19 protein-coding genes are annotated in these 25577 nt (G+C 70.0%); 9 read left to right on the top strand and 10 right to left on the bottom strand.

From position 1 onward, the window contains the following. Positions 1 to 24 precede the first annotated feature (24 nt). Positions 25 to 762 (top strand): TIGR03089 family protein, encoded by a 738-nt coding sequence (locus H976_RS0113475; protein WP_027861973.1) that lies wholly within the window; start codon positions 25 to 27, stop codon positions 760 to 762. Between the two features lie 14 nt (positions 763 to 776). Here the strand turns inward: H976_RS0113475 and H976_RS28860 are convergent, their stop codons facing one another. The 7 genes from H976_RS28860 to H976_RS0113440 form a co-directional block, all read right to left on the bottom strand. Next, complete coding sequence (locus H976_RS28860; protein WP_051276799.1) at positions 777 to 3815, bottom strand: FG-GAP-like repeat-containing protein; 3039 nt, start codon at positions 3813 to 3815, stop codon at positions 777 to 779. 176 nt (positions 3816 to 3991) lie between these two features. Next, entirely contained in the window at positions 3992 to 4768 is a 777-nt protein-coding gene (locus H976_RS0113465; RefSeq protein ID WP_027861972.1) for an ABC transporter ATP-binding protein, read from the bottom strand. Between the two features lie 52 nt (positions 4769 to 4820). Next, positions 4821 to 5834, bottom strand: coding sequence for an ABC transporter permease (locus tag H976_RS0113460; protein WP_051276798.1), 1014 nt, complete (start codon positions 5832 to 5834; stop codon positions 4821 to 4823). Then, a complete protein-coding gene (locus H976_RS0113455) occupies positions 5834 to 7864 on the bottom strand; it encodes a glycosyltransferase (protein WP_027861970.1) in 2031 nt (676 codons plus the stop codon). Before H976_RS0113455 ends, H976_RS0113460 begins: the two co-directional genes overlap by 1 nt. Beyond that, positions 7861 to 9054 (bottom strand): UDP-galactopyranose mutase, encoded by a 1194-nt coding sequence (glf, locus tag H976_RS0113450; protein ID WP_027861969.1) that lies wholly within the window; start codon positions 9052 to 9054, stop codon positions 7861 to 7863. The genes H976_RS0113455 and glf overlap by 4 nt, the downstream gene beginning before the upstream one ends. 249 nt (positions 9055 to 9303) lie before the next feature. Next, positions 9304 to 11091, bottom strand: a complete 1788-nt coding sequence (locus H976_RS30690; protein WP_027861968.1) for a glycosyltransferase — start codon at positions 11089 to 11091, stop codon at positions 9304 to 9306. 132 nt (positions 11092 to 11223) lie between these two features. Continuing rightward, complete coding sequence (locus H976_RS0113440) at positions 11224 to 12612, bottom strand: LCP family protein (RefSeq protein WP_231388916.1); 1389 nt, start codon at positions 12610 to 12612, stop codon at positions 11224 to 11226. A 353-nt stretch (positions 12613 to 12965) separates the two neighbouring features. On the opposite strand from H976_RS0113440, the gene H976_RS0113435 reads away from it, so the two are divergent. The 6 genes from H976_RS0113435 (at position 12966) to H976_RS26220 (ending at position 20170) form a co-directional block, all read left to right on the top strand. Further along, positions 12966 to 14042 carry an LCP family protein gene (locus H976_RS0113435; protein ID WP_231388914.1) on the top strand — a complete coding sequence of 359 codons (1077 nt, stop codon included), beginning with the start codon at positions 12966 to 12968 and terminating at the stop codon, positions 14040 to 14042. Position 14043: 1 nt separating this feature from the next. Then, complete coding sequence (locus H976_RS0113430; RefSeq protein ID WP_027861965.1) at positions 14044 to 14910, top strand: crotonase/enoyl-CoA hydratase family protein; 867 nt, start codon at positions 14044 to 14046, stop codon at positions 14908 to 14910. 87 nt (positions 14911 to 14997) lie between these two features. Then, on the top strand, positions 14998 to 15579 hold the full coding sequence (locus H976_RS0113425) for an RNA polymerase sigma factor (protein WP_027861964.1): 582 nt from the start codon (positions 14998 to 15000) through the stop codon (positions 15577 to 15579). Then, the gene (locus H976_RS0113420) at positions 15579 to 16085 is read left to right on the top strand and encodes a hypothetical protein (protein WP_027861963.1); all 507 of its coding nucleotides are present in this window, start codon (positions 15579 to 15581) and stop codon (positions 16083 to 16085) included. The genes H976_RS0113425 and H976_RS0113420 overlap by 1 nt, the downstream gene beginning before the upstream one ends. A 6-nt stretch (positions 16086 to 16091) precedes the next feature. Then, positions 16092 to 17705, top strand: a complete 1614-nt coding sequence (locus H976_RS26225; protein WP_051276796.1) for a S8/S53 family peptidase — start codon at positions 16092 to 16094, stop codon at positions 17703 to 17705. 8 nt (positions 17706 to 17713) lie between these two features. After that, positions 17714 to 20170 carry a CHAT domain-containing protein gene (locus tag H976_RS26220; protein WP_051276795.1) on the top strand — a complete coding sequence of 819 codons (2457 nt, stop codon included), beginning with the start codon at positions 17714 to 17716 and terminating at the stop codon, positions 20168 to 20170. 84 nt (positions 20171 to 20254) lie between these two features. On the opposite strand, the gene H976_RS26215 is transcribed toward H976_RS26220, so the two are convergent. Continuing rightward, on the bottom strand, positions 20255 to 21388 hold the full coding sequence (locus H976_RS26215; protein ID WP_155918241.1) for a LuxR C-terminal-related transcriptional regulator: 1134 nt from the start codon (positions 21386 to 21388) through the stop codon (positions 20255 to 20257). Positions 21389 to 21623: 235 nt separating this feature from the next. Between H976_RS26215 and H976_RS26210 the strand changes: the two genes are divergently transcribed. Then, the gene (locus H976_RS26210) at positions 21624 to 23090 is read left to right on the top strand and encodes an FAD-binding oxidoreductase (RefSeq protein WP_081682886.1); all 1467 of its coding nucleotides are present in this window, start codon (positions 21624 to 21626) and stop codon (positions 23088 to 23090) included. Here H976_RS26210 and paaK read toward each other — a convergent pair. Next, a complete protein-coding gene (paaK, locus tag H976_RS0113395; protein ID WP_027861962.1) occupies positions 23065 to 24342 on the bottom strand; it encodes a phenylacetate--CoA ligase PaaK in 1278 nt (425 codons plus the stop codon). The two genes, H976_RS26210 and paaK, sit on opposite strands and share 26 nt — an antisense overlap. Then, complete coding sequence (locus H976_RS0113390) at positions 24339 to 24899, bottom strand: DUF2231 domain-containing protein (RefSeq protein ID WP_027861961.1); 561 nt, start codon at positions 24897 to 24899, stop codon at positions 24339 to 24341. Before H976_RS0113390 ends, paaK begins: the two co-directional genes overlap by 4 nt. Before the next feature lie 141 nt (positions 24900 to 25040). Between H976_RS0113390 and H976_RS26205 the strand changes: the two genes are divergently transcribed. After that, positions 25041 to 25565, top strand: coding sequence for a pilus assembly protein HicB (locus H976_RS26205; RefSeq protein ID WP_155918239.1), 525 nt, complete (start codon positions 25041 to 25043; stop codon positions 25563 to 25565). Positions 25566 to 25577: the final 12 nt, after the last annotated feature.

The raw sequence follows: 25577 nt of genomic DNA, 5'->3' as shown, positions 1-25577 counted from the left end.
GTCATACGGCGCTACCGTGCCCCGATGAGCTCTCCCGCGAACCCGCCGCGCACCTTCCCCGAGCTGCTCGCCGCACGACTCTCGGGCGACCCGGGACAGCCACTCCTCACGGCGTACGACGACACGACCGGCGAACGCACCGAGCTGTCGGTCACGACCTACGCCAACTGGGTCAGCAAGACCGCGAACCTGCTCACCGACGAGCTCGGCCTCGACGCCGGGGACACCGTCCTCCTCGACCTGCCCTCCCACTGGCTGGTGCCGGTCTTCCTCGGCGCGGCCTGGAGCTCCGCACTCTCGGTCGCCACCGACACCGACGTCCTGCACGACCTCGTGGTCTGCGGCCCCGACTCGGTCGAGCGGCACCAGCACGCCGACACTGTGGTGGCCTGCGCGCTGCTCCCGTTCGCGGTGCGGTTCGCCGAGCCGCTGCCGGAGGGCGTGCTGGACTACGGCGTGCTGTGGCCGGGCCAGAGCGACGTCTTCGTGCCGCTGACGCCGCCGACTCCCGACACCCCCGCCTGGCTGGCCGCCGGCGACGCGCGCACCCAGGCCGAGCTGCTCGAGGAGGCCACCGGGGCCGGCTACGCACCCGGGGCACGACTGCTGACCGACGTGCACCCGGCCGCCGACCACGGCGTGCCGGCGTTCCTCGGCCCACTGCTCAGCGGCGGCTCGCTGGTGCTGCTGCGCGATCCCCGGGAACTGACGTGGCCCGCCCGTCTGGAGGACGAGCGGGCCGACGTACAGCTTCGGGCGTGAAGTTTCCCCGCCTCCTACCCGAAGGTCATGAAGCCGTTGTAGCCCGAGGCGAGGTACCGCCGGGGGCCGTAGCCCGTGGCCCGGCCCGGGACCAGCCAGAGCGTTCCTGCGTTGTCTCGCATGACCAGGTCCGCACGCCCGTCACCGTCGACGTCGCCGGGACCGACGACGCGGGTGTAGGGGCTGGGGATCTTGCCGCGTGCGTCCACCGTCGGCACGAAGAACGCACCGATGTTGAACACGCTCGTCGTCGGCATCGAGGTCGTGCGCCACATGCCCGAGCCGATCTGGTTGAACGTCCGCATCGTCGCCGGGGCGAGGATCGGAGCCTGGAACTTGGCGCCACCCGCGCTCGGGAAGATGGTCATCTTCCCGCCGTCGACGCGACCCATCAGGTCGGGCCGCCCGTCGCCGGTGACGTCGCCGACTGCCGCCAGGTTGACGAACGTCTTCCATCCGGTGCTCATCACCGCACCGGCGCCGTACCGGGCGTTGCCCAGACCCGGGTAGAGGACGAGCCGGTCCTTGCCGGTGTCCCTGGCGATCAGGTCACCCTTGCCGTCGCCGTTCCAGTCGCCGGCATCGAGGATCATCGAGGCGTCCGGGAGCTTCAGGTTCGTGGACAGCACCGCCGCGACGTTGCTCAGCCCGTTGTGGGCCATCACCACGAGGCTGCCCCCCGGCCCGACACCGAGCACGTCGGCCTGCGAGCTGCCGGACATCTGTCCGGTGGACACCTTGGCCAACCGCGCTGCTCCGCCGAACCAGCCGAGGGTCGCACCGAAGGTCGACTTCCGCTGACCGGTGCGGATGCCGAGGCCACCGCTCGCCCGGTCACGGACGAGCAGGTCGCCGACGCCGTCGCCGCTGATGTCGCGACCCGAGCCTGCGACAGCGGTGTACGACGAGCCCACGGTCTGCTTCTGGGTCGCACGAGCGATCCGGAGGCCGCCGACGTTCGGGTAGACGTACATGACGCCGCTCTTCACGCCGACGACGTCGGGACGTCCGTCACCGGTCACGTCGCCGGGCACGGCGATCGAGGAGTACTTCGCCCAGCCCATGCCGAGCAGTCGCGGTGCGGCGAACTTGCCGGCACCGAGCCCACGCACGAGGTACAGGCCGCCGTTCTTCCAGCTGCGCATCAGTACGTCGTTGCGGCGGTCACCGTTGAAGTCGCCCGCGGCCACGACCAGGTTGGCCCGGCGGAAGATCGTCGTCGGCGCGATCCCGACGCTCGACACGTGGCCGGCCCCGTCCCCGCGGTAGACCATGGTCGAGCCGCCGCCGATGCGGCCGATGACGTCGCCCCGCCCGTCGCCGCTCACGTCGTTGACTGCGGCCAGCAGGGTCATCGAGCGCCACGGACCTCGCGAGTAGGTCCCGCCGCGGTAGCCGGCCTGCCCACCCGTGGCGAGCAGCTTGACGTTGCCGGCGTAGTCGCGCATCGCGATGTCCGGGTACGCCGAGCCAGCCAGGTTGAGGCTGCGCGGGAACCTGATGGTGCTGGGCTGTGCCACGGCAGCGCGAGCCGTCTGGGTCGGTGAGGTGAACACCGGTGGCTTGGGTGGGGTCGGCGTCGTCGTACCGCCACCACCGGACTGGGCTGCGACCTGGATGGCGCGTGCCTTGGTGCGGATCCAGGGGATCTTGGCGTACAGGTAGCGGCCCGGACATGCCGTCTGCCCGACGTCACGGTGACCGTTGATCGCGTTCAGGCGGCGACCCTTGACCAGGATGTTGGTCTGGTTGGCCGGGATGTTGTACAGCGACAGCTTCCAGGCGAACAGACGGGCGTAGGCGTCGAGCACGGCCTGCGGCGGCTGGGCGATGTCGAAGTTGCCGATCGCCGACATCGCGAAGGACACCTCGTTGTACCCGAGCGTGTGGGCGCCGACCACCGCGCGGTCCACGCCGCCCCAGCGGCCTTCCCAGATCCGGCCGAAGCGGTCGACGAGGTAGTTGTAGCCGATGTCGCGCCACCCGCGGGACTGCGTGTGGTAGGCGTAGATGCCGCGCAGCAGCGCCGGCACCTGGGCCGCGGTGTAGTTGTTGGCGTTGACCGTGTGGTGCACGAAGCCGGTCTTCACGGTGCCGTACGCCGGAGCGGTCTGCTCGCGCATCTTCTCGTTGGCACCCCACTGGGCACGCGAGTAGATGTAGGGCTTGGGGGCCCGCGCCATCGCGCTCAGCGTGACGGTGTCCTGGGTGCCGTCGTCGCCCTCGACCTTCAACGTGCCGGAGGCCTGCGGCGTGCCGTTCCCGGCGTCGTCGGTCTTGGCCGAGGGCAGCTTCGCGGTGTCGATCGCGGGAGCCTGCTTGGTCATCTTGCCGGTGCCCGGGTCGATGAGGGCGAGCTTCATGTCCGGCGGCACCGAGCCGTCGGCGGTCGTCGCACGCATCTGCACCTGGTCGACGTCACCGATCACCAGGGCGTCGGTGCCGGGACGCTCGCGAGCCGACTCCTCCTCGCTGGAGTCACCGTCCGGGCCGTGGTCGTCGTGGTACTGCACCTTGGTCCAGCCCGACCAGGCGCCGTCCTTGAGGGTGCGGACCTGGATCTTGATCTGGTCCTCGGCGTAGGTCACGCCATGGGCCCACGTCACGCCGATGGTGGCGTACCCCGACACCTTCTGCGGGGCCGACTCGACGGTGCGCGGCGTGGGTGTGGTCGCGGTCTTCTTGTCCGGCGACGTGGTCGGGGTCGCCGTCGGCTTCGGTGTCGGCTGCACCTTCTGGGACTGGCCCTGTCGGGCAGCCGTGTGCGACTGCGCCGTGGTCACCGAGACCTCTCGGACCTTGGGAGTGACCGGTGCGGTGTCGACCTCGGTGCTGCCCGGCCTGCCCCCCTCGGCCAGGACCTGGCTCGGGCCCGCGGAGTCGACAGCGGGGCCGTTGGCGGGTGCATTCGTCTGCGGGCCGGCAGTGGCGCCCGGCTGGGGAACGATGTCCAGGGTCTTCACGCCGGCGGCGGTGAGACCGACGGCGAGGACGGCAGCCGTGACCAGAGATTGCTGGCACAAGGTGACGTAACGAGCACGACTGAATCGCATTAAATGCACTCCATGTGAGAGGGGAAGGTGTCACACGAGTACCAAGTTTCACACCCGTAACAGGGTTTACCGCAAGCGATTTGCCCGAATTACAAAGGTGTATTTAATGAATTACACGCCTGTATTTTTGCGAATAACAGGCGTGTAATCAAATGCGAAGAGCCGTTTGGGAGCGCTCAGACGTCGGCGCCGAGCTCGGAATCCATCTCGTTCTCTTCGTCGTCGTCGGCGTCGTCGTACTGCAGGTAGCGGATGCCCTCGTCGACGTCGCCGTCGAAGTTCAGACGGCCGGACTCGAGCACCAGCACGCGGTCGCACATGGCGCGCACGGAGGCCGTGGCGTGGCTGACGTAGAAGATCGTGGTGCCCTGCTGGCGGATCTCCTGCATCTTGGCCATGCACTTCTTCTTGAACGGCCGGTCCCCCACCGCCAGCACCTCGTCGGCGAGGAAGACGTCGGCGTCGACGTGGACCGCGATGGAGAAGCCGAGCCGGGCGTACATCCCCGAGGAGTAGTGCGAGACGGGGGTGTCGAGGAACTTGCCGATGTCGGCGAACTCCACGATCTCGTCGAACTTGCGCTTGGTCTCGGCCTCGCTCATGCCGAGGATGGCGCCGTTGAGGAACAGGTTCTCGCGGCCGGTCAGCTGGGGGTGGAAGCCGGCGCCGGTGGCGATCAGTCCGGCGATCCGGCCACGGGTGCGGATGATGCCGGTGTCGGGACGCATCACGCCGTTGATCAGCTTGAGCAGGGTGCTCTTGCCCGAGCCGTTGAGGCCCATCAGGCCGATCGAGGAGCCCTGCTCGACGTTGAAGGAGACGTCGTTGACGGCGAGGAACTTCTCCTGGAGCGGGAGTCGCTTGAGCGAGGCGACGGCCATCTGCTTGAGGGTGCGGTGGTACTGCATCGTGAACTCTTTGGTCACGTTCTCGACCTGGATGGAAATCGTCATTCGGGGCCCCCGGCGAAGCGCGAGCGCAGCGAGTGGTTCGTTGGGGTGTTCATCACATACGCTCCGGGAACTTGCCTTCGACACGGGCGAAGAACCTCTGGGCCAGCCACAGCAGCCCCGCGCAGGCGACCAGCGTGATCAGGCCGCGCACCCAGAGATCGGGCGGGAACTCCGCGGACAGGTCCTTGTCGCTCAACGAGGCCCAGAAGAGCTTCTGGAAGAGGAGCACCGCCTGCGTGACCGGGTTGGCCATGTAGATCTGGTAGAGGATCGGGTGGTCCCCGTGCATCGCGTAGACCCGGGTGAACGGGTACATCATCGGCACCATGAAGTGCATGAACTGCAGCATGGTCGAGACGATGTTCTGGAAGTCCTTGTAGAACACGTTCAGGGCCGCGAAGAACAGCGCGAGCGCCATCGAGAAGCACACCAGGATGGCCAACCCCAGCAACCCGGCTGCCACCGCCGACCAGGTGATGTGCCAGCCGATGATGACGCAGCACAGCACGAGCACGAGCAGCTGCGGCATGGTGTGGTACGCCGCGACGAGCATCGCTGCGACCGGGAAGATCTCGCGCGGCATTCGCATCTTCTGCACGAGCGCCTTGTTCTGCCAGATCGACCGGGTTCCCCCGCTCCAGGTCTCGCTGAAGTAGTGCACCACCACGATGCCGGTGAACAGGTGCAGCGCGAAGTAGGGGATGTCCCTGTGCAGCTTGAGGATGAACCCCATCACGATGTAGTAGACGCCGAAGCGCATCGCCGGCTGGACGTAGGACCACGCCAGGCCGAGCAGCGACGCGGCGTACATCTGGGCCAGCTGGCGCGAGACGATCAGCCGCAGCAGGTAGGGCTGCTGGATCGTCTCGATGATCCCGCCGCGTGGTGCCGGCGAGATCAGCTCGGCCTCGACCACTCGCTGCTGGCGGGGACCGCTCGCCTCGACGACCGGCATGGCGTCGGCCTGGTTCTTGGCCATCCGGCGGGCACGGCGGGCGGCGTTCTCGCGCCGGCCCCGCTCGTCGATGGCGGCCTGGGACTCGGCCTTCTTGTCTGCGGTGGCCATCAGCCCTCCTTCGAGGCTGCGAAGGTCTTCTCCCAGCGCTGCGGCGAGGTGACCTCGCCGAGCTGGTCGCGGTAGAGCTGCGAGAGCCGCGGCCACTCGCGGTAGAGCCGCTCGTGGATCTCGATGGTGCGGCGGAGCAGGTCGCGGAACAGCTCGGGGTCGCGCTGGTAGAGCGCGGCCGACGTGCCGTCCGGCATGCTCACCACCGCCGAGTCGAGGGTGGCCAGCCGGAACCATCGGGCATCCATCGCGGGCACGGCCGACTCGGGGAACTCGCGCGACAACGGACGGGTGCCGAGGAACTGGCGCAGCGAGCCCTTCACGGCGGAGAGGTACTGCGAGGCGCGACCCGGGATCTCGGAGTCCATGTCCTTGCGGCGCGGCTTGGCCCGGCGTACGGGCGGGAACACGTTGGGGTCGGGCTCGAGGCGGGCGTCGGAGAACCGCTTGCGGAGCTCGCGGACCTCGCCGAGCTTGGTCGGCAGGTCGTCATGGAGGTGCTCGGGGCCGGCCAGGGCGTCTTCGAGGGCGAGGTGGCGCAGCTCGACCGTGGAGTACTGCATCGCCAGCAGGTGCTTGATCTGGTGGTTGAAGCTCTCCCGGATCATCCGCCCGCCGTGCGGGAAGGGCGAGTGCAGCAGCGCGGCCACGAAGCGGTTGCGCTGGTGGAAGTAGGCCTGCCAGTCGAGGGCGTCGTTCTTGTCGGTCCACGGCACGTGCCACACCGCGACACCGGGCATGGTGACCGTCGGGAAGCCGGCTGCCTGGGCGCGGACGCCGTACTCCGAGTCGTCCCACTTGATGAAGAGCGGGAGGCTCAGCCCGATCTCGCGCACGACCTGCATCGGGATCAGGCACATGAACCACGGGTTGAAGTCGACGTCGACGCGACGGTGCAACCAGCGCGAGCTGCGCAGGTTGCGGGCACCGAAGTCCCAGTCGGTCTCGACCGTGGGCGGGGACATCCACCAGAACCGGTAGCGGTTGATGATCTCGCCGTAGCTGTGCAGGCGGGACTTGCTGAACAGGCTGAACATGTGGCCGCCGACGATCGAGGGCCGCCGCGCGAGGTCGCCGAAGGTGACGGCGCGCAGGATGCTCTCGGGCTCGGCGACGATGTCGTCGTCGAGGAACAGGACGTACGTCGACCGGTCGGCCCTGAGGGCCTCGAACTGGGCGCGGGCGAAGCCGCCCGACCCGCCGATGTTGCCCTGCTCGATGACGCGGAGCTTGCCCTCGAGCGACTGCTCGGCCGCCGCGAAGAACTCGCTGTCCACCACCTTCTGGGTGCCCTGCTCCATCACCAGGACCTCGTCGAGCAACGCCTTGACGTCCTCGTCGCCGCCGATCTGGCCGACCAGCTTGGCGCAGAAGTCGGGCCGGTTCATCGTGGTGATGCCGACGGTGACGCTGCCGGGCTCCGCCCGGTCCGCCGGGACGTCGGCGACCCAGCTCGCCTCCTCGACGACGACGTCGGCGTCACCGGCCACCACGTCGAACCAGTACCAGCCGCCGTCGACGAACGGCGTCAGCGACAGCGCGAACTCGAAGCGGTTGACGCCCTCCTCGGTGGTGGTCGCCGAGTCGACCCGCTGCGAACGACCGTTGGCCATGGAGCGGTAGACGGTGACGGTGGCGCCCGGACCGCTGACGGTGATGTCGAGCGTCACCTCCTCCACGACGGTCCAGCGTCGCCAGTAGCTGGCCGCGAACCCGTTGAAGTAGGTACCGGCGGAGATCCGCTCGCTGTGGTCGACACGGAGCCGTCGGCGATCGAGGATCGCGTCGGGGTGCAGCGCCGTCCCGGTCGAGATCGACTGGCGCAGTGCGGCCCGGTTGAGGTTCTTGGCGGTGCGACTGGAGCCGATCGACTCCTTGTCGGCATCGAGGACGGCAGGCTCGGTGTCGACGTAGAGCGGGACGACGTCGAGGTCACGGTCGGCGGGCAGCACGAAGCGCTGCAGCACCTTGCGGACGGTGTCGGCGCCGCTGGCGGGACCTGTCGCGTCTGTGGAAAGACCTGTGGTCATTGTTCGTCCACTCCTCCGGACGTCAGCTCGGCACCGTCGGAGAAGTGCGGCTTGAGCTTGTTCTCGTACATCGACAGTGCCGACCCGATGGCCATGTGCATGTCGAGGTACTTGTAGGTGCCGAGGCGCCCGCCGAAGAGCACCATGGGCTCCTGCTTGGCGAGCTCGCGGTACTTGAGCAGCTTCTCGCGGTCCTCGGCGGTGTTGATCGGGTAGTAGGGCTCGTCGCCCTCTTCGGCGAAGCGGGAGTACTCGTGCACGATCACGGTCTTGCCGGGCAGGTAGGTCTTCACGCGCTCGGGGTGGAAGTGCTTGAACTCGATGATCCGCGTGAACGGGACTTCCTGGTCGTTGTAGTTGACGACCCCGGTGCCCTGGAAGTCGTCGACGTCCTCGACCGACGCCTCGAGGTCGACGGTGCGCCAGGACAGCCGACCCTCGGAGTTCCCGAAGTACTCGTCGACCGGGCCGGTGTAGACGATCGGCACCCGGCCCTTGAACTCGTCGACGACGTCGAAGAAGTCCGTCTCGAGGCGGACCTCGATGTGGGGGTGGTCGGCCATCCGCGTCAGCCACGCGGTGTACCCGTCGGTCGGCAGCCCCTCGTGGGTGTCGCTGAACCAGCCGTTCTCGAAGGTGTAGCGGACCGGGAGCCGGGTGATGATGTCGGCGCTGAGCTGCGTCGGGTCGGTCTGCCACTGCTTGGCGGTGTAGCCCTTGATGAAGGCCTCGTAGAGCGGGCGGCCGATCAGGCTGATCGCCTTCTCCTCGAGGTTGGTGGCGTCCTCTGTGGAGATCTCGCTGGCCTGGCTGGCGATCAGCTCGCGGGCCTCCTGCGGGGTGTGGCTCTTGCCGAAGAACTGGTTGATCAGCCCGAGGTTCATCGGCAGCGAGTAGACCTGCCCCTGGTACTTGCCGAAGACCCGGTGCTTGTAGTCGGTGAAGGTGGTGAACCGGTTGACGTACTCCCAGACCTTCTCGTTGGAGGTGTGGAAGAGGTGGGCGCCGTACTTGTGCACCTCGACGCCGGTCTCCGGCTCGCGCTCGCTGTAGGCGTTGCCGCCGAGGTGGTGGCGCCGCTCGAGGATCAGGACGCGTAGACCCAGCTCACTCGCGCAGCGTTCGGCGATGGTGAGTCCGAAGAACCCTGATCCGACGACGACCAGGTCGGGCGTGTGTCCGTCAGTCAACGGCTGACTCTCTCCTCACTACGGGCCACGGGGTGGGAAGTTGTCGCGCAGGCAGGCAGGCCGTACGGCGCTCGTGGCCCAAGGCAGTCTAGGCCGTGAACCGAGGAGATTCGCGTTTGGCGGGCGTGGCGCTGCGCACGTCTGGCAAGGCGGAGGTGTGAAAGCGCAGCGGGCTGCGTTGAGCGCCGACAACGCAGCCAGGCGGGATGCAGCGCCGCGGACGCCAGCGAAGGTCCGAGGTTCACGGCCTCAGCCGTGGGTGCCGCCGGAACGGTTCGCCAACAAGCGGCGGTACGCGACCTTTCTCACACTCTCAGGAACGAGCCGGTAGCCGCCCCGGACCGCCACGTTGCGGGCGTACTGCGAGCGGGTGGTCAGGCCGAGCTCGCGGAAGCGGCGTTGCAGGGCCAGCTCCGACCGGAGCAGCTGCCGTCCGCCGCGGCGCGCGTAGGCACCATCGCCGACCCGATAGTGGACGAGCGGCTCGGCCAGGTTGGCCGGCACGGCACCCCCCGCGACCATCCGGGTGAACAGCAGGTAGTCCTCCATCAGGGCCATGTCGGCGTACCCCCCGGCGGCCTGGACGGCGCTGCGCCGGTAGACCACGGTCGGGTGGTTGAACGGGTCGCGGAAGCGGATGACGCGGCGGATCTCGTCCGGGTCCGTCGGCGGCGTACGACGACCGACGACGTCCTCGATCGAGGAGCCGAACTCCCAGAGCCCCGAGCCGACGATGTCCGCCCCGGCCTCGATCAGCGGCAGCTGCTTCTCGAACCGCTCGGGGACGCTCACGTCGTCGGCGTCCATCCGCGCGACGATCTCGTGCTCGGAGGCGCGCAGCCCGGCGTCGAGGGCCGGACCGAGGCCGAGGTTGACCGGCATCTCGACCACGTCCACGTGGACGGGGCTCTCCTGCTTCAGCCGTGCGATCTCCTCGGCCAGGGTGTCGGGCACCGGCCCGTCCTGGACGAGCACGACCTGCGCCGGCCGACGGGTCTGGTCGTGCACCGTCGAGTGGAACGCCTGGCGCAGGAACTGGGGACTGTCGCGGGCGTAGGTGCTGATCAGCAGGGCGAACGGCTGGCCCGGCGGCAGCTGGTGAGCGTCGACCACCGAAGGCGCAAGCACGACCTCGTTGGGCCTCGGTCCGCTGCGCAGCCCGGCGCCGAGCCCGCGGCGCAGCGCCGAGCGCAGCGTGCGGCGGTCCTTCGACCGTGCGAAGGTCCGCGCCCAGCGGCGCAGGGTCGAGGCGCCGTAGACCGCCTTCTCCCCCGGCCTGAGCCCGCGCGAGCGGGTGAACAGCCAGACCTTGTTGCGCACCTCGAAGAAGAACCGCTCCCCCGGGTCGGCGTCCGTGGAGCCGAAGGTCCTGGTCTTGTGCAGCACCACGCTGGTGGGGACGTAGACCCCCACCCGGTCGCGGATCAGCCGGGTGGAGTACTCGAAGTCGTCGTTCCACAGGAAGTAGTCGGCGATGGGCAGCCCGCGCTCACGCACCACGTCGGCGTCACACATGATCGAGACGAACGAGGCCGACCGGATCGGGATCGCGTCCAGCCGGGCGGCCGAGTCGATCTCGTGGCGGCTGGCTCCGGGCTTCTGGCGCGGTGTGTTCATGGGGTGGTCGCGACCGTCGGTCCACACCACCTTGCTGGCGAGTACGACGGGCGGCCGGCCCGCCGGGTCGTCGTACTCCTCCCAGACGCGGACCAGCTCCCGCGCCGCGTCCGGCGTCGGGATGGTGTCGTCGTCGAGCAGCCAGACGAGGTCGGGCTCGTGGGTGAGCGCCCGCGCGATGCCCACCGCGAACCCGCCGGCGCCCCCGGTGTTCGTCGCCAGGCGTACGACGTCGAGGTCGGCGCGGCTCGACAGCAGCTCCTCGGTGCCGTCGTCGGAGGCGTTGTCGACCACCACGACCTGCTCGAGCGGGTGTGTCTGGACGCCCAGGGCCGTCAATGCCTCGCCGAGCAGCTCACGCCGGTTCCAGGTGACCACCACCGCGACCACACGGGTCGATCGCTCGCTGGTCTCGGGCACGTGGGAACCCTAACGTCCGGTCAGCGTGCGGCTTGCGGTGTGTGGTCTCGACCGATCACTCGCTCCGCCCGTTTCGACTGACCGCTCGCTGGCGCTCGCTGCTCAACGCAAGGCTGCTCGACCACCTGGTTTTCAGCAGACGGAGGACAGGTCGGAGGACTGGTTGGCGGCGTACCCCTGCTTGAGGTTGCCGATCGAGCCGCCGGTGGTGCCGGTGGGCTGGCTGGTCCTCGACGGGGTCGAGGTCTTCTTCTTCGACTTCTTGCCCTCGGCGCGGTCGATCGCCTTCTGCACCGAGCTGTGGATCAGGTCGATGTCGGGGTGGCCGGTGGAGATCATCGGCGGCACGAAGGAGACGGTGCGGATCGGCTTGCTGCGGGCCTTGAGGGCCAGCTGCATGAAGTTGTCGACCTCGCTCTTGGGCAGGTCGGTGGTGATCAGCGCCTCGCTGGCCTTGGCGATCTTCTCGAACTTCAGCACGACGGTCGTGGGGCTCAGCTGGGTGAGCATCGCGTTCATCACGCACTTCTGGCGCGCCATCCGCGAGTAGTCGTCGGCGGCCACGCGCGAGCGCGCGAACCAGAGCGTCTCGAAGCCGTTGAGCTTGCGCTTGCCGGGCTCGATGTAGCCCGAGATCGGGGCGCCGATGCCGCCGATCGGGATCCGGTCGCGCACGTTGAGGGTGACACCGCCGACGGCGTTGACCAGCTTCTGGAAGCCTTGGAGGTTCACCATCGCGTAGTAGTTGATCTTCAGCCCGGTGATCCCCTCGACGGCCTCCTTGGTGGCCTCGACCCCGGGGTTGGCATAGCCCTTGAACAGGCTCTTGTGGTCGGCGGCCCAGGTCGCCAGCGAGTTCAGCTCGCACTGCGAGCCGCAGTCGTAGCCGTTGGGGAACTGCTCGGCCATGATCGAGGCCTTGGGGAACGGGAAGTTCAGCATGTTGCGGGGCAGGCCGAAGAGCACCGTCTGGCCGGTGTCCTCGTCGATGCTGGCGACCGAGAGGCTGTCGGGGCGCAGGCCCCAGCGGTCCGCCCCGGAGTCGCCGCCCAGCAGCAGCACGTTGTAGCGGCCGTCGACGGCGCTGCTGACGTGGCCGTTGGTGAACATCGCGCTGAGGAAGTCCTTCTGCACGCCCACGACGTGGGAGGCGAAGAGCAGCGTGCCGGCGACGCTGAAGCACAGCACCCCGTTGATGCCGACCATCGCGAGGCGCTGCTTCTGGCGCAGCGCCAGCGGATCGCCGAGCCGCCAGGCGTCGATGAACAGGAAGGCCCACCCGATCGCCATCACGATCAGCACGATCCGGACCAGGCCGAGCACGAAGGTGTTGCTCAGCAGCCAGAACACGAACGAGCTGGACAGCAGCCCGAGCCCGAACAGCAGCACGCAGGTGGTGATCAACCCGAACCAGATGCGCAGCGCGATCCGGCCGACCTGCTTGCGACCGGCTGCCAGCTGGGCCGAGCCCGGGAGCACCAGCGTCATCAGCATGAGTACGACGGCCCGACGGAACTGCACGCCGCTGGTGGAGCGACCACTGATAGCCCCCGCACTGGACGAGCGTGGGTCGGCAGTCAGGACTGGCGGCATGGGGAAGGACCTCTCGGGTCGAGGCGGGCCGGTCGGTGCCGCCCAGTATCACCAGTCACATGGGCCCCATCGGTGGCGGCGCGCCGACGGAGGGGCCGCACGGTAGCGTCTGCGCCATGCCTGACAGCGGGAGAAGTGGCGGCCCCGGCACCCCACCGGACGACGGCCCCGACTACGGATGGCTCTACGGGGGCCAGCAGTCGCCGTCCACGGGCACGCCTTCGTCGCCCGCAGCCCCGACCGGATCGGATGACCCCGAACCCACCAGGATGCTGCCGAAGATGGATCGTCCGGAGCCCACCTCGGCCTCACGCGGCGGGGACGGCCCACCCGGACGACGACCGGTGCAGCCGGCCCAACCCGTGCAGCCGCCGGCCCAGGAGAAGAAGCAGCGGCGCCGGTGGCCGATCGGCAAGATCCTGCTGCTGCTCCTGGTCGCATGGATCGTGTTCCTCATCGCCGTACCCCTGTGGGCCTGGAGCAAGATCGAGAAGGTCGACGCCGACCCCGCTGGGGCCAGACCGGCCTCGCAGCCCGGCACGACGTACCTGCTCGTCGGCTCCGACAGCCGCAAGGGACTGTCCAAGAAGGAGAAGCGGCGGCTCGGCGCCGGCGGCGTCGGCGACGTCGGGCAGCGCACCGACACGATCATGCTGCTCCACACCGGCAGCGGCCCCAGCATGCTGCTCTCCATCCCCCGCGACTCCCTTGTCGACATCCCCGGTCACGGCACCACCAAGATCAACGCCGCCTTCGCGTACGGCGGACCGAAGCTGCTCGTCAAGACCATCGAGCAGAACACCGGCATCCGGGTCGACCACTACGTCGAGATCGGCTTCGGCGGCTTCGTGAACTCGGTCGACGCCGTCGGCGGCATCACCATCTGCCCGACGCAGCGGATGAAGGACCGCCGGGCCAACCTGAACATCAAGAAGGGGTGCCAGGAGGTGGACGGCGTCACGGCCCTGGGCTACTCGCGGTCCCGCCACGTCAGCAGGTACGGCGACATCGACCGGGCCCGCCACCAGCGCGAGGTGGTCAGCGCGATCGGTTCAGAGGTGAAGTCGCCGTGGACCTTCATCAATCCGGTGCGCTACTTCCGGGTCAACGACGCCGCCACGTCCTCGCTGGTGATCAGCAAGGGCACCGGCCCCATCGCACTGGCCAAGTTCGGGCTGGCGATGACCCGGGTCAACGGCAAGAACGGGCTGACCTGCGCGATGCCGATCGCCGACCAGGCGATCCACTGGGACAAGCAGCGCGCCCTGGCACTGATCAAGTACATCAAGACCGACAGCACCGGCGACATCCCGAAGCGGCTGTGCACGCCGACCGGTCTGCCGGGAGTCAACAACTGAGATGGCCTACGAGACGATCAGCTCGACCCTGGACGACGAGGGCGTCGCGACCCTGACCCTCGACCGGCCCGACGCGCTCAACTCGTTCACCGTCACGATGGCGCAGGAGCTCGAGCAATTCTTCCGTACCGATGCCACCGACGACGCCGTCAAGGCGGTCGTCGTGACCGGTGCCGGTAGGGCTTTCTGCGCCGGCATGGACCTCTCCGCGGAGGGCAACGTCTTCGGGCTCGACGAGGAAGCGCATCCCACGCCCGAGGACCTCCGCGACCACCTGACCGAGGAGCCCTACCAGTCCGGCGTGCGCGACACCGGCGGCAAGGTGACGCTCGCCATCCACGAGCTGCCCAAGCCGGTGATCGCCGCCATCAACGGTCCGGCCGTCGGCATCGGCGCCACCATGACCCTTGCGATGGACATCCGGATGGCGTCGACCAAGGCGCGCATCGGGTTCGTGTTCGGCCGGCTCGGCATCGTGCCGGAGGCCGCGTCCACCTGGTTCCTGCCGCGCCTCGTCGGCCTCCAGCAGGCACTCGAGTGGGTCTACTCGGCCGAGATCCTCACAGCCGAGCAGGCGCTCGAGGGTCGGTTGCTGCGGTCGGTGCACGAGCCCGACGAGCTGCTCCCGGCGGCCGTCGAGCTGGCCCGCTCGTTCGTCGTACGCCGCTCTCCGGTCGCCCTCGGACTGGCCAAGCGACTGCTCTACCGCAACAGCTCGGTCGACCACCCGATCGAGGCGCACCGCGCCGACAGCCTCGCGATGTGGCACGCCAGCATCGGCGACGGCAAGGAGGGCGTGGCCGCCTTCCTGGACAAGCGCGATCCCGAGTTCACCGGCAAGGCCAGCGACCTCCCCCCGATCTACTGATCCGGAGCAGGTCTCGCTCTGTGAGACCTTTCCAAGGCAGGATGTATCAGGCGGTCCCGGGACCGCTCATGGGGAGGTGTGCAGACCATGTCAGAACTACCCACCGAGACTCCGTCGGTGTGGGAGGCCTCAGCGCGTCTCTTCGAGCGGTGGCGTGCCGGCGAGCAGGGCGCCCTCGACGACCTCGTCAGGCTGTTGAGCCCGATGCTGTGGCAGGTCGTGCGCGCGAGCCGGCTGGATCCCAGCACCGCCGAGGACGTCGTCCAGACGACCTGGCTGACACTGGTGCGATCCGGTGACTCGATCACCGAGCCGCGTGCCGTCGCCGGCTGGCTGACCACGACCGCCCGCCGCGAGGCCTGGCGCGTGTCGCGCGCGTCCGGGCGCCAGCAGCCCACCGATGACGAAGCGATCGCCCGCCGCCTGCCCGACGAGCCCGCACCCGAGGGCCAGGTCGTCCTCGACGACGACAACGCCCGGCTCTGGGGGTGCCTGGGCAAGCTGCCCGAGCGGTGCCAGCGGCTGCTGCGCATCGTGGCCGCCGAGGCCCGTCCCGACTACTCCGCGATCGCCACCGAGCTCGGCATGCCGGTGGGCAGCATCGGCCCCACCCGGGGTCGGTGTCTCGACAAGCTGCGCCGCGAGCTGGCGCAGGCAGGAGGGTTCTGATGGTCAACGAACAGCCCACCGGTCCCCCCGTCCACCCCGACGACACGACACTGCTGACTGCGATCGCCGAGGTCTGGGCCCAGGTCGACCCGCCGCCGGTCGACCTCGTCGACGGCGTACTCGCGGCGATCGCTGCCGAGGACCTCGAGTTCGAGCTGCTGACCCTGGTCGAGACCGACGGCGCCCTGGCCGGCGTACGTCATGCGGCTCCGGAAGACGGCCCCGACACCGGCGCCTGGATGCTGGAGTACGAAGGTCCCGACGTACGCATCTATGTGCGGTTCACCCGGATCGAGGACCGCACCCGGCTCGACGGCTGGGTGGTGCCCGTGAAGCCGCTGAGCGTGCAGCTGCGCGGCGACGGACAGGCCGAGCCGCTGGAGAGCGAGATCGACGAGTTCGGTCGTTTCGAGTTCCCGTCGGTCGCCGCCGGCCTCTCCCGCCTCACCTTCGTCGACCCGGCCCGCGGCTCCAAGCCACGGGTCACCCCGCCCTTCTGGATCTGAGGTCCCATGAGCTCCAACTCCACGCCCCACCCCGAACGCCCCAACCAGGCCGAGTCGCGTCAGTCGTCGCTCTCGGCGCAACGCGAGCCGTTCGTGCCACCTCGACCGGTGCTCGACCAGGTCAGCGGGCGCGTGCTGGACCCCGGGACGGCCCTGTCGGTGAAGAACGTGCGCCCGCGCAGCACGGTGTACGTCGGCCCGCGGCTGATCGTCTCGCTGACGCCGGACACCCCGCGGGTGATCCAGCAGCTGCAGGAGGTGGCCGAGTCGCTCGGCTGGGTGGCGACGGTCCACACCGACGACGAGGCCAAGGCCGCCGAGCCGCCGCGCGAGGCAGTGCCGCGCGTCGTACGCCTCGATCTCGCGGTCAAGGACGAGACCGCCACGCTGGCACCCGACGGCTGGGTGCTGCTCCAGAACGCGCGCGCCCGGTTCGGCATCGAGGCGATGAGCCGCGTCGGCCTCGACCACGTGGTGCTGATCCGCTCGATCGACTCCAACCCGTTCCATTCCCCGAGCCCCTTCCACTCCCCCAGCCCCTTCCACTCGCCCAGTCCGGCGTCCGGAGTGGCGGACTCGGCCGCGATCAGCTCCTACGGCGCTCCCGGCTTCGGCGGTCGCCAGCCGATGATGTACGTCGGGCCCGGGCCCGTGCGCCGTACCGACGACGAGATCGTCGGTCGACGTCCGGTCGTGGCCACGCTCGACACAGGGTGCGGCAAGCACGACTGGCTGGCACCGGTGGTCTCCCACGGCCCCTCGCTCGACGGTCAGCCGATCGGCTACGTCGACGACGCCTCCGACCCGGAGAAGTGGTTCGACCAGGTCGGCGCGCTCGACGGCGGGATCGACCCGCTCGCCGGCCACGGAACCTTCATCGCCGGCCTGATCCACCAGGGCTGCCCCGACGCCGACATCCTGGCCTGGCGCATCGTCGGCTCCGACGGGCCGGTCGTCGAGAGCGACCTGGTCAAGGCGCTGGGCGACATCGCCGAGGTGGCCCGCCGCCACCGTGACGGCGAGGAGGGCGGCCACCCGATCGACGTGCTCAGCCTGTCCATGGGGTACTACCACGAGACGCCCGAGGACCTCCTCTTCGACCCGACGATGTACGACATCTTGAAGCTGCTCGGCGAGTGCGGTGTGTCCGTCGTCTGCTCGGCCGGCAACGACGCCACCGCGCGACCGATGTTCCCGGCCGCCTTCGCGCCGTGGGCCGACGGCAAGGGGGGCGTGCCCGCGACCAAGGATCTCGTGCCGGTGGTCTCGGTCGGAGCCCTCAACCCCAACGGCACCGATGCCCTGTTCAGCAACGCCGGCCCCTGGGTCCGGGCCTACGCGCCCGGCGCCTCGGTGATGAGCACGCTCCCCCAGTTCCAGGGCGGACTCGAGCCGGCCGCCCGCACGGAGGCCTACCAACGGGTGCGCGAGTCGATCGACCCCGACGACTTCACCGGCACCTTCGCCCTGTGGAGCGGCACGTCGTTCGCGGCCCCCCTCTTCGCCGGTCGGGTCGCCACCAAGCTGTGCGACACCATCGACCCCGACCACGACGACCGCTCCTCCGCGGTGCAACGCGGCTGGCAGGCGTTGACGGGCATCACCGACCTGACGCCATGATGTGAGGCATGCCGGGCGCTGACGACCTCCTCGACCGCGCACGACTGGCGGCGAGCAGCGGGAGCTACCCGCGGGCGACCCGATATCTGGAACAGGCGTGCGCGGCCTCGCAGGACCCGTACGTCCTGGCGCGCGCGGAGATCACGCGGGCCTACATCGAGGCTGAGACCGGGGACCCGGCCGCGGCGCTCAAGCGCTGTCTCGAGGTGCTCGACAGCGATGACCTCGACCCGGTGACGGAAGGCAAGGCCTGGCAGCAGCTCGGCCTGATCCGCATGCGCACCGGCGAGAACGAGGCGGCCATGGAGGCCCTCGCGCAGGCGATCGCCGTGCTGCCGCCGGGCAGCGACGACCTCGGCTACGCCCTGATCAACCGGGGCAACGTGCACCTGCAACATGGGCGTCCGCGCCAGGCGGCAGCCGACTTCGCGGCGGCGAGCGCGGAGCTGGACAAGCCCGGACTCGAGCTCGACCGGGCCAAGGCCGAGCACAACCTGGGGTACTCCCAGCTGCTCCTCGGCGACCTGATCGGCGCCATGACCCAGATCGCCGAGGCGGCCGAGGTGCTCTCGCCCTCGTCCGCGATCAACCGGGCGACCGTGGAGCAGGACCGCGCCGAGATCCTCACTGCTGCCGGGCGTCCGCGCGAAGCGGCCCGGGCCCTCCAGCAGGCGGCCACGGCCTACGGCTCCCGGCGGCTGCGCACCTTCCAGGCCGAGTGCGAGCTCACCCTGGCCTGGACGCTCCTCCGCGACGACCCGGCCAAGGCACGTGTGGTCGCCCGCCGCGCCGCCCGCCGCTTCCGCGGTCAGGCCAGCCCGGCGCGAGAGCTGCGGGCCGACACGGTGGCCCTGGTGGCCGAGATCGCTGCCGGCGGGAAGTCACGATCACTGCTCGAGCGGGCTGACCGGCTGGTCGCGGCGCTGCACGCCCACGGCCTGGTGCGAGATGCCGTCGTGCTCGAGCTGCAGGGCGCCCGGGTCAGCGTCGTCCGCCGCGAGCTCGACGACGCGCGGGACCGGCTGAGCGCGGTGCGCGTCGACATGAACACTCCTGTCACCACGCGCCTGCTCTGGCGGGAGGTCCGGGCCGAGCTGGCACACGCCCGCGGGGACGCACGACACGCACGCGACCACGTCCGGGCCGGGCTGGCCGACCTGCACACCTGGCAGGCGTCGTTCGGGAGCCTCGACCTCCAGAGCACGCTCGTCGGCCATGGCCGCGACCTGGCCAGACAGGGCCTGCGACTCGCGCTCGAGCACGGCGACCCGGCGATGGTCTTCGAGTGGTCCGAGCGTGCCCGCACCCTGGTCGGCCGGGTCACCCCGGTGCGCCCGCCGACCGACGAGCAGGTGGCCAGCGACCTCACCGAGCTGCGGGTGCTGCAGACCGCCGGCCCGGCTCCCAGGACGCCCGAGGCCCGACGGATGGAGGCGCTCCGCGACCGGGTGCGCCAGCACCGGTGGTACGCCGAGGGAGCGGGCGAGGTCACCGAGCCCGCCGACGTCGACCAGCTGCAGTCGGCACTCAAGGAGGACGACGCCGTCCTGGTGGCCCACCTCGTGGTGAATGACCGGGTCTCGGCGCTGGTCTGTGCGCCGGACCGGTCCGCCGTCGTGAACCTCGGCCGGCTGGACGGGCTCCGCGACCGGCTGGACGGTCTGACCTCTGACCTGACCATGGCCGCGGCTCATCGCGACGGCCCCCTCGCCGTACCCCTGCGTGCTGCACTGCGCGCCCGTCTCGCGGTCGTCGCCGAGCAGCTGGTGGCGCCGTTGGTGGACCTGCTGGGCGACAGCAGGCTGGTGCTGACCCCGTCCGGCGGTCTGGCGGGCACGCCGTGGTCACTGCTCCCGGGACTCGTCGGGCGACCTCTCACCATCCCGCCCTCGGCGACCCGCTGGCTGGAGCTGCGCGGCGCGCCCCAGCCCGGCCGCGTCGGGCTGGTGGCCGGACCGGACGTGGCCCGCGGACCGGAAGAGGTCACCCGTGCCGCCTTCGCCTGGCGGGACGCGACCGTGCTCGGCGGGCCTGACGCGACCACGACGCGGGTCGCCGAGCTGGCCGAGACCGTCGACGTGCTCCACCTCGCCGGGCACGGCCGGCACACCGGGGAGAACCCGCTGTTCTCCGCCGTCGAGCTGGTCGACGGTCCCTGGTTCGGCTACGACATCGACGAGCTGCGGCGTACGCCGTCGACCGTGGTGCTCTCGGCCTGCGAGCTCGGCCGCGTCTCGGTGCGTTCCGGCGAGGAGGCGATCGGGATGTCGGCCGCGTGGTTGCACGCCGGTGCGCGGACGGTGCTCTCCTCCCCCGTCCTCATCGCCGACGACATCGCGTGCGACGCCATGTCGCGCTGGCACACGCTGCTCGCCGCCGGCACCGCACCCGCCGACGCGCTGGCGCAGGTGTCGGCCGAGGCCGACGACGTCGTGCCGATGCTGAGCTTCGGCGCCGGCTGGTAGGTGGGTCGGGAGGATCCGGGCAGCTTCGGCCGGACCGCTCCTTGCCGGGGGATGAGCGGTCCGACCGAAGGGGCTACGTGGGGGTCAGGCCGAGACCTCGACGTGCTCGTAAGCACCCGGGGCGTGGATGGCCGGGTAGTAGTGCTCCGCGAACAGCTTGGCCACCAGCTCGCCGCGACTGGTCACCCCGACCTTGGCGAAGATCGCCTTGAGGTGGTCACGCACGGTGTGGGGGGACAAGAAGAGATCGGCCGCGATCTCCTGGTTGGAGAGCCCGCGGGAGACACCCCTCGTGATTTCCTGCTCGCGCGGCGTGAGGCAGTAGGCCTCGACGATGATGGGTGCGATCTGTGCCGACTTGGCCGGCTCGATGGTCAGCGCGGTGGGGCCGGGCTGGCCGTCGGCGCCGCGCAGGCACGAGGCGTGGACCGAGAGCCAGCGGCCGACCGACGAGCGCATCCGGGCCTGGGCTGGGCCGCGTTCGCGACCCTCCATGACGGCGGTGGCGCGGGCCACGACGGCGAAGATGGGCGTCATCGGCAGCGGCGTCGCGGCCCAGTCGGGTCCAGCGACCTCCTCGAAGAGCCGCTCGGCCTGGTCGTCGAGCGAGAGCAGGGTGTTGTGGCCGGAGAACAAGGCGGTGCCGGGTCCGTCGGGACCCTGGTGGGCCGGGCTCGGCTGGGTCGCGAAGCTGCGCAGGGCGGTGGCGACCGGCGGCACGATCGAACGCACCATCTCGATCTCCTCGGCGGAGAACGCCTTCCGGGCGCGGTCACGGTAGAGGTCCAGCACGCCCCAGGTGCTGTCGCCCAGCCGGAAGGCGGCGCGGAGCTCGTCGCCGTACCCCTGCGGAGCGAGGAACTCGCGGTAGCGCGCGCTGCGTCCCGGCTGACCGTCGGTGGCGTCGTAGAGCGTGCCGATCCCCAGCGGGCTGCGGGCGAGGTCGCGGTAGAGGATGGTGTCCTCGACCAGACACTCGCGCTCCCAGTAGGACTCGCAGTGGCCCTCCTCGACGTTCTCGATGCGCACCGGGCTGGTCGCGAGGATCGTGGTCGGGTCAGTCGCGAAGAACGCGGCGCCGTCGTACGGCACCATCTCGCGCAGTCGGTTGGAGACGTCCTCGAAGAGCTGCTGGTCGTTGGCGGCCTTCGCGCACACCTCGGAGAGCTCACCCAGCCGGCGCTGGCTGGTGGCTGCGGACCTGGCGGTGACGGACACGACCCCTCCCACGGGTGTCCCCCGCGAAGGGAACAGTGTGATTCTCGACAGTCCAGCGTCCCGGCGGCAACCCCTCATCTGTAGGGGGCCGCACTGGTATGGACCCCTTGACCCGGGGATCAGTACGGCGAAACGGACTCACTTTCGTGGGATGGGTCACGCGATGTATCCAGCGGAGGCTGGTGGCACTCCAAGACCCCGGAAAGCACCACCAGCATCGAGAGGAACCCCCGCCATGAGCGTCACGCTCCCCACCACCGGCCAGCAGACTGACCAGACGACCCACAGGTTGCCCCGCCAGCAGGACCGGTCAGCTCTCACCCGAGCACTCGACACCCTCGCCGCCGACCTGGACGGCACCCTCGCCCGGCCCGACGACCCGACCTGGGACGGAGCCCGCGCCGCCTGGAACCTGGCCGTCGACCAGAGCCCGACGGCCGTCGTCATCGCCGAGACGGTGCGCGACGTCGTCTCCGTCGTGCACGTCGCACGCGAGCACGGCCTGCGCGTCGCACCTCAGTCCACCGGTCACAACGCGGGACCGATGGGCGACCTCGCCGGCACCATCCTGCTGAAGACCTCCGCCATGCGCGACGTGCAGATCGACCCGGTGGCCCGGGTGGCTCGCGCCGAAGGCGGCGCCATGTGGATGGACGTCACCCCCGCGGCGGCCGAGCACGGGCTCGCCGCACTGGCCGGCTCGGCACCCGACGTCGGCGTCTCCGGCTACACCCTGGGCGGCGGCATGTCGTGGCTGGCCCGGTCGCACGGCCTGGCCGCCAACAGCGTCGTGGCCATCGAGGTGGTCACCGCCGACGGCGTGCACCGCCGCGTCGACGAGTCCCACGAGCCCGAGCTGTTCTGGGCCCTGCGGGGAGGCGGCGGCAGCTTCGGCATCGTCACCGCGATCGAGTTCCGGCTCTACCCGGTCACCGAGGTGTACGCCGGCGTCCTGTTCTTCCCGCTCGACCGTGCTGCCGAGGTGCTCGAGGCCTGGCGGCAGTGGCTGCCGTCGGTCCCCGACTCGGTGACCTCGGTGGGCCGGGTCCTGCGCTTCCCGCCCCTCCCGGACCTGCCGCCGCACCTGAGCGGTCAGTCCTTCGTCGTCGTCGAGGCCGCCTGCCAGCTGCCCGCCGACGAGGCCGCGGACCTGCTCGCCCCGCTACGCGCGCTCGGTCCGGCGATGGACACCTTCGACACGATCCCGATGATCGGACTCTCGCAGCTGCACATGGACCCACCTGGTCCGGTGCCGGGCAAGGGCGACGGTGCCCTGCTGGGTTCCCTGTCGGCCGAGGCGATCGAGTCGTTCGCACGCGTCGCCTCCGCCGAGAGCTCGCCGCTGCTGTCGATCGAGCTGCGTCACCTCGGCGGTGCACTCACACCGGGACGGATGACGGGCGGTGCCGTGTCCGGCATCGACGCCGAGTTCGCGCTGTTCGCGGTGGGGATCACCCCGACTCCGGAGGCGGCCGAGGCAGTCGAGTCGGCCGTGGTCGGCGTACAGCACGTGATGGGGCCGTGGACGACCGGCGGGGTCTACCTGAACTTCGCCGAGCGCCCCAAGACCGGCAAGGCACTGTTCGGTTCCTACGGGACCTACGCACGGCTGCGCGCGGTCAAGGCGGAGTACGACGCAAGCGACGTGATCCGCTCGAACCACCCGGTCCGGCCGGCTACCGAGGCCGACGCCGGTCGCTGATCCGCTTCGCCTTGCCGAGCGACCGCTCGAGCGCGTGCGGGGTGAGCACCTCGACCCGGGTGCTCACCCCGATGCGCTGCTTGACCCGGTCGCGAAGCGCGCTGCCGAGGGCGTCGGGGTCCGCGACACCGCCGGCGTGCTCGACCTGGACGGTGAGCTCGTCGAGGTTCCCCGGCCGGGTGAGCACGCACAGGTAGTGCGGCGTGAGCCCCTCGATGGCGAGGATCTGCTCCTCGATCTGGCTGGGGAAGACGTTCACGCCGCGCACGATCATCATGTCGTCGGTGCGGCCGGTGACCTTCTGCATCCTCCGGAAGGCGGGGTACGCCGAGCCGGGCAGCAGCTTGGTCAGGTCGCGGGTCCGGTAGCGGATCACCGGCATCGCCTGCTTGGTCAGCGAGGTGAAGACGAGCTCGCCCTCCTCACCGTCGGGCAGCACCTCCATCGTCACCGGGTCGACGATCTCGGGCAGGAAGTGGTCCTCCCAGACGTGCAGCCCGTCCTTGGTCTCCCCCGACTCCTGGCTGACCCCGGGACCCATCACCTCGGAGAGGCCGTAGATGTCCACCGCGCGGATCCCCGCACGCTCCTCGACCGCGCGACGCATCTCGTCGGTCCACGGCTCGGCGCCGAAGATGCCGACCTCCAGGCTGGTGCTGCGGGGGTCGACGCCCTGCGCCTCGAGCTCGTCGAGGATCGCCAGGAAGTACGACGGCGTCACCATGATGATCCGCGGCTCGAAGTCGAGGATCAGCTGCACCTGTCGCTCGGTCATCCCTCCACTGACCGGCACCACCGTGCAGCCCAGCCGCTCGGCTCCGTAGTGCGCGCCGAGCCCACCCGTGAACAGTCCGTAGCCGTAGGCGACGTGGCAGATGTCGCCGGGACGACCGCCTGCTGCCCGGATCGAGCGGGCCATCACCTCGGCCCAGGTGTCGAGGTCCTCGCGGGTGTAGCCGACGACGGTCGCCTTGCCCGTCGTACCGCTGGAGGCATGCACCCGGACCACCTGCTCCCGCGGGACGGCGAACATCCCGAAGGGGTAGTTGGCGCGCAGGTCGGCCTTGGCCGTGAACGGGAACCGAGCGAGGTCCCCGAGGGTGTGCAGGTCCTCCGGTGTCACGCCGAGCTCGTCGAAGGCGTGTCGGTAGTGCGGCACGTGCTGGTACGCCGAGCGCAGCGTGCTCCGCAGCCGCTGCAGCTGGAGCTCCTCCAGCTCACCGCGGGTGAAGCCGGGGATCTCTCCGCTCACGAGCGGTCCGCCGTGCCCTTGCTCAGCGCCAGGTGACCGCCCAGGTGGCCGGCCGCGGCCGTCGCGAGGTTGCCCAGCAGCGCCAGCCGTACGCCGAGCCAGTGGTCGCCGCGTGCCCGGGCGAGGAACGAACCCGCGAACAGCACGATCGCCACGTCGTTGCCGATCGCGTGCACCGCTCCGACTCGCCGGTCCTCGCCCTGCAGCCGGCTCCACGAGGCCAGGCCGGCGTACGCCGTCGGGCCGGCCGCCAGCAACCCGAGCCCGACCAGCCTGGTGGCCGCCGTACGCCCCGACTGGCCGCCGACGAGGTCGATGATCGAGGCCGACGTCCAGCAGCCCAGGGGCAGGTCGGTGAGCACCGGATGCAGCGAGTGACCGAGCACGGTGCTGCGCGCGATGTTGTCGTCGGAGGGCACGAACGGCGCGGTGACGGTGGTCAGCACGTGGTCGAGGACCCGGCTCACCGGACTGTCCTGCACGGCACTGACGAAGCGGCTGGGGAGCGAGCTCTGGCTCGGGTTCTGGGTCGGGTTCTGGGTCGGATTCTGGGTCACCGGTCCAGCCAAGCACTCCTGCGACTTCGCGACCAGTGACAGCACCCCGACGCCGGCATGACGGCACTGTGACGCCGCATTGACAGCACAGTGATGTCGTTCTCCCTTGACATGACGTCACTGTGGTGTCACAGTGACGTCATGGAACTCACGCCCTTCGTCGAACGGCTCCGCCGCGACCTCACCGACGCTGCCGCAGCTGGCGGCCCCGAGGCCCAGGCCGCCGCCGAGCGCCTGGCCCTCGCGCTGGACCCCGCCACCCGGATGATGCTGCTCGAGGCGCTCTCCCAGGCCGCCGACGAGATCACCGGCGAGCTCGAGAGCGACGCCGTCGACGTGCGGATGAGCGGCCGCGAGCCGCAGTTCGTGATCACCCACGTCGAGCCGGCCGGACCGCCCGCCCCGCCCGCTCCCCCCGAGCCGCCCGCCCCGCCGGAGCCCGAGGACGACTCCCAGTCGCGGATCACCCTGCGTCTCCCCGAGTCGGTCAAGGTCCGGGCCGAGGAGGCAGCCAACGGCATCGGTCAGTCCCTGAACGCCTGGCTGGTCGACGCGGTCCGCAGCGCCCTCGACGGACGCCGCATCGATCTCGAGATCGGCAGCAACCGCATCACGTTCAGCGAGGAAGGCGTCCGCCGCAAGCAGATCCGGGGCTGGGTCAGCTGACCCGGACCGACC

This window comes from Marmoricola sp. URHB0036 (genome assembly GCF_000426045.1).
Lineage (GTDB): Bacteria > Actinomycetota > Actinomycetes > Propionibacteriales > Nocardioidaceae > Marmoricola.
The sequence above is the reverse complement of the archived record's forward strand: the minus strand, read 5'-3'. Positions and strand labels throughout refer to the sequence as shown.

Coding starts and splice junctions, on each gene's coding strand:
- H976_RS0113475 (WP_027861973.1), top strand. CDS start 25: ATGAGCTCTCCCGCGAACCCGCCGCGCACCTTCCCCGAGCTGCTCGCC.
- H976_RS28860 (WP_051276799.1), bottom strand. CDS start 3,815: ATGCGATTCAGTCGTGCTCGTTACGTCACCTTGTGCCAGCAATCTCTG.
- H976_RS0113465 (WP_027861972.1), bottom strand. CDS start 4,768: ATGACGATTTCCATCCAGGTCGAGAACGTGACCAAAGAGTTCACGATG.
- H976_RS0113460 (WP_051276798.1), bottom strand. CDS start 5,834: ATGGCCACCGCAGACAAGAAGGCCGAGTCCCAGGCCGCCATCGACGAG.
- H976_RS0113455 (WP_027861970.1), bottom strand. CDS start 7,864: ATGACCACAGGTCTTTCCACAGACGCGACAGGTCCCGCCAGCGGCGCC.
- H976_RS0113435 (WP_231388914.1), top strand. CDS start 12,966: ATGGATCGTCCGGAGCCCACCTCGGCCTCACGCGGCGGGGACGGCCCA.
- H976_RS0113430 (WP_027861965.1), top strand. CDS start 14,044: ATGGCCTACGAGACGATCAGCTCGACCCTGGACGACGAGGGCGTCGCG.
- H976_RS0113425 (WP_027861964.1), top strand. CDS start 14,998: ATGTCAGAACTACCCACCGAGACTCCGTCGGTGTGGGAGGCCTCAGCG.
- H976_RS0113420 (WP_027861963.1), top strand. CDS start 15,579: ATGGTCAACGAACAGCCCACCGGTCCCCCCGTCCACCCCGACGACACG.
- H976_RS26225 (WP_051276796.1), top strand. CDS start 16,092: ATGAGCTCCAACTCCACGCCCCACCCCGAACGCCCCAACCAGGCCGAG.
- H976_RS26220 (WP_051276795.1), top strand. CDS start 17,714: ATGCCGGGCGCTGACGACCTCCTCGACCGCGCACGACTGGCGGCGAGC.
- H976_RS26210 (WP_081682886.1), top strand. CDS start 21,624: ATGAGCGTCACGCTCCCCACCACCGGCCAGCAGACTGACCAGACGACC.
- H976_RS26205 (WP_155918239.1), top strand. CDS start 25,041: ATGGAACTCACGCCCTTCGTCGAACGGCTCCGCCGCGACCTCACCGAC.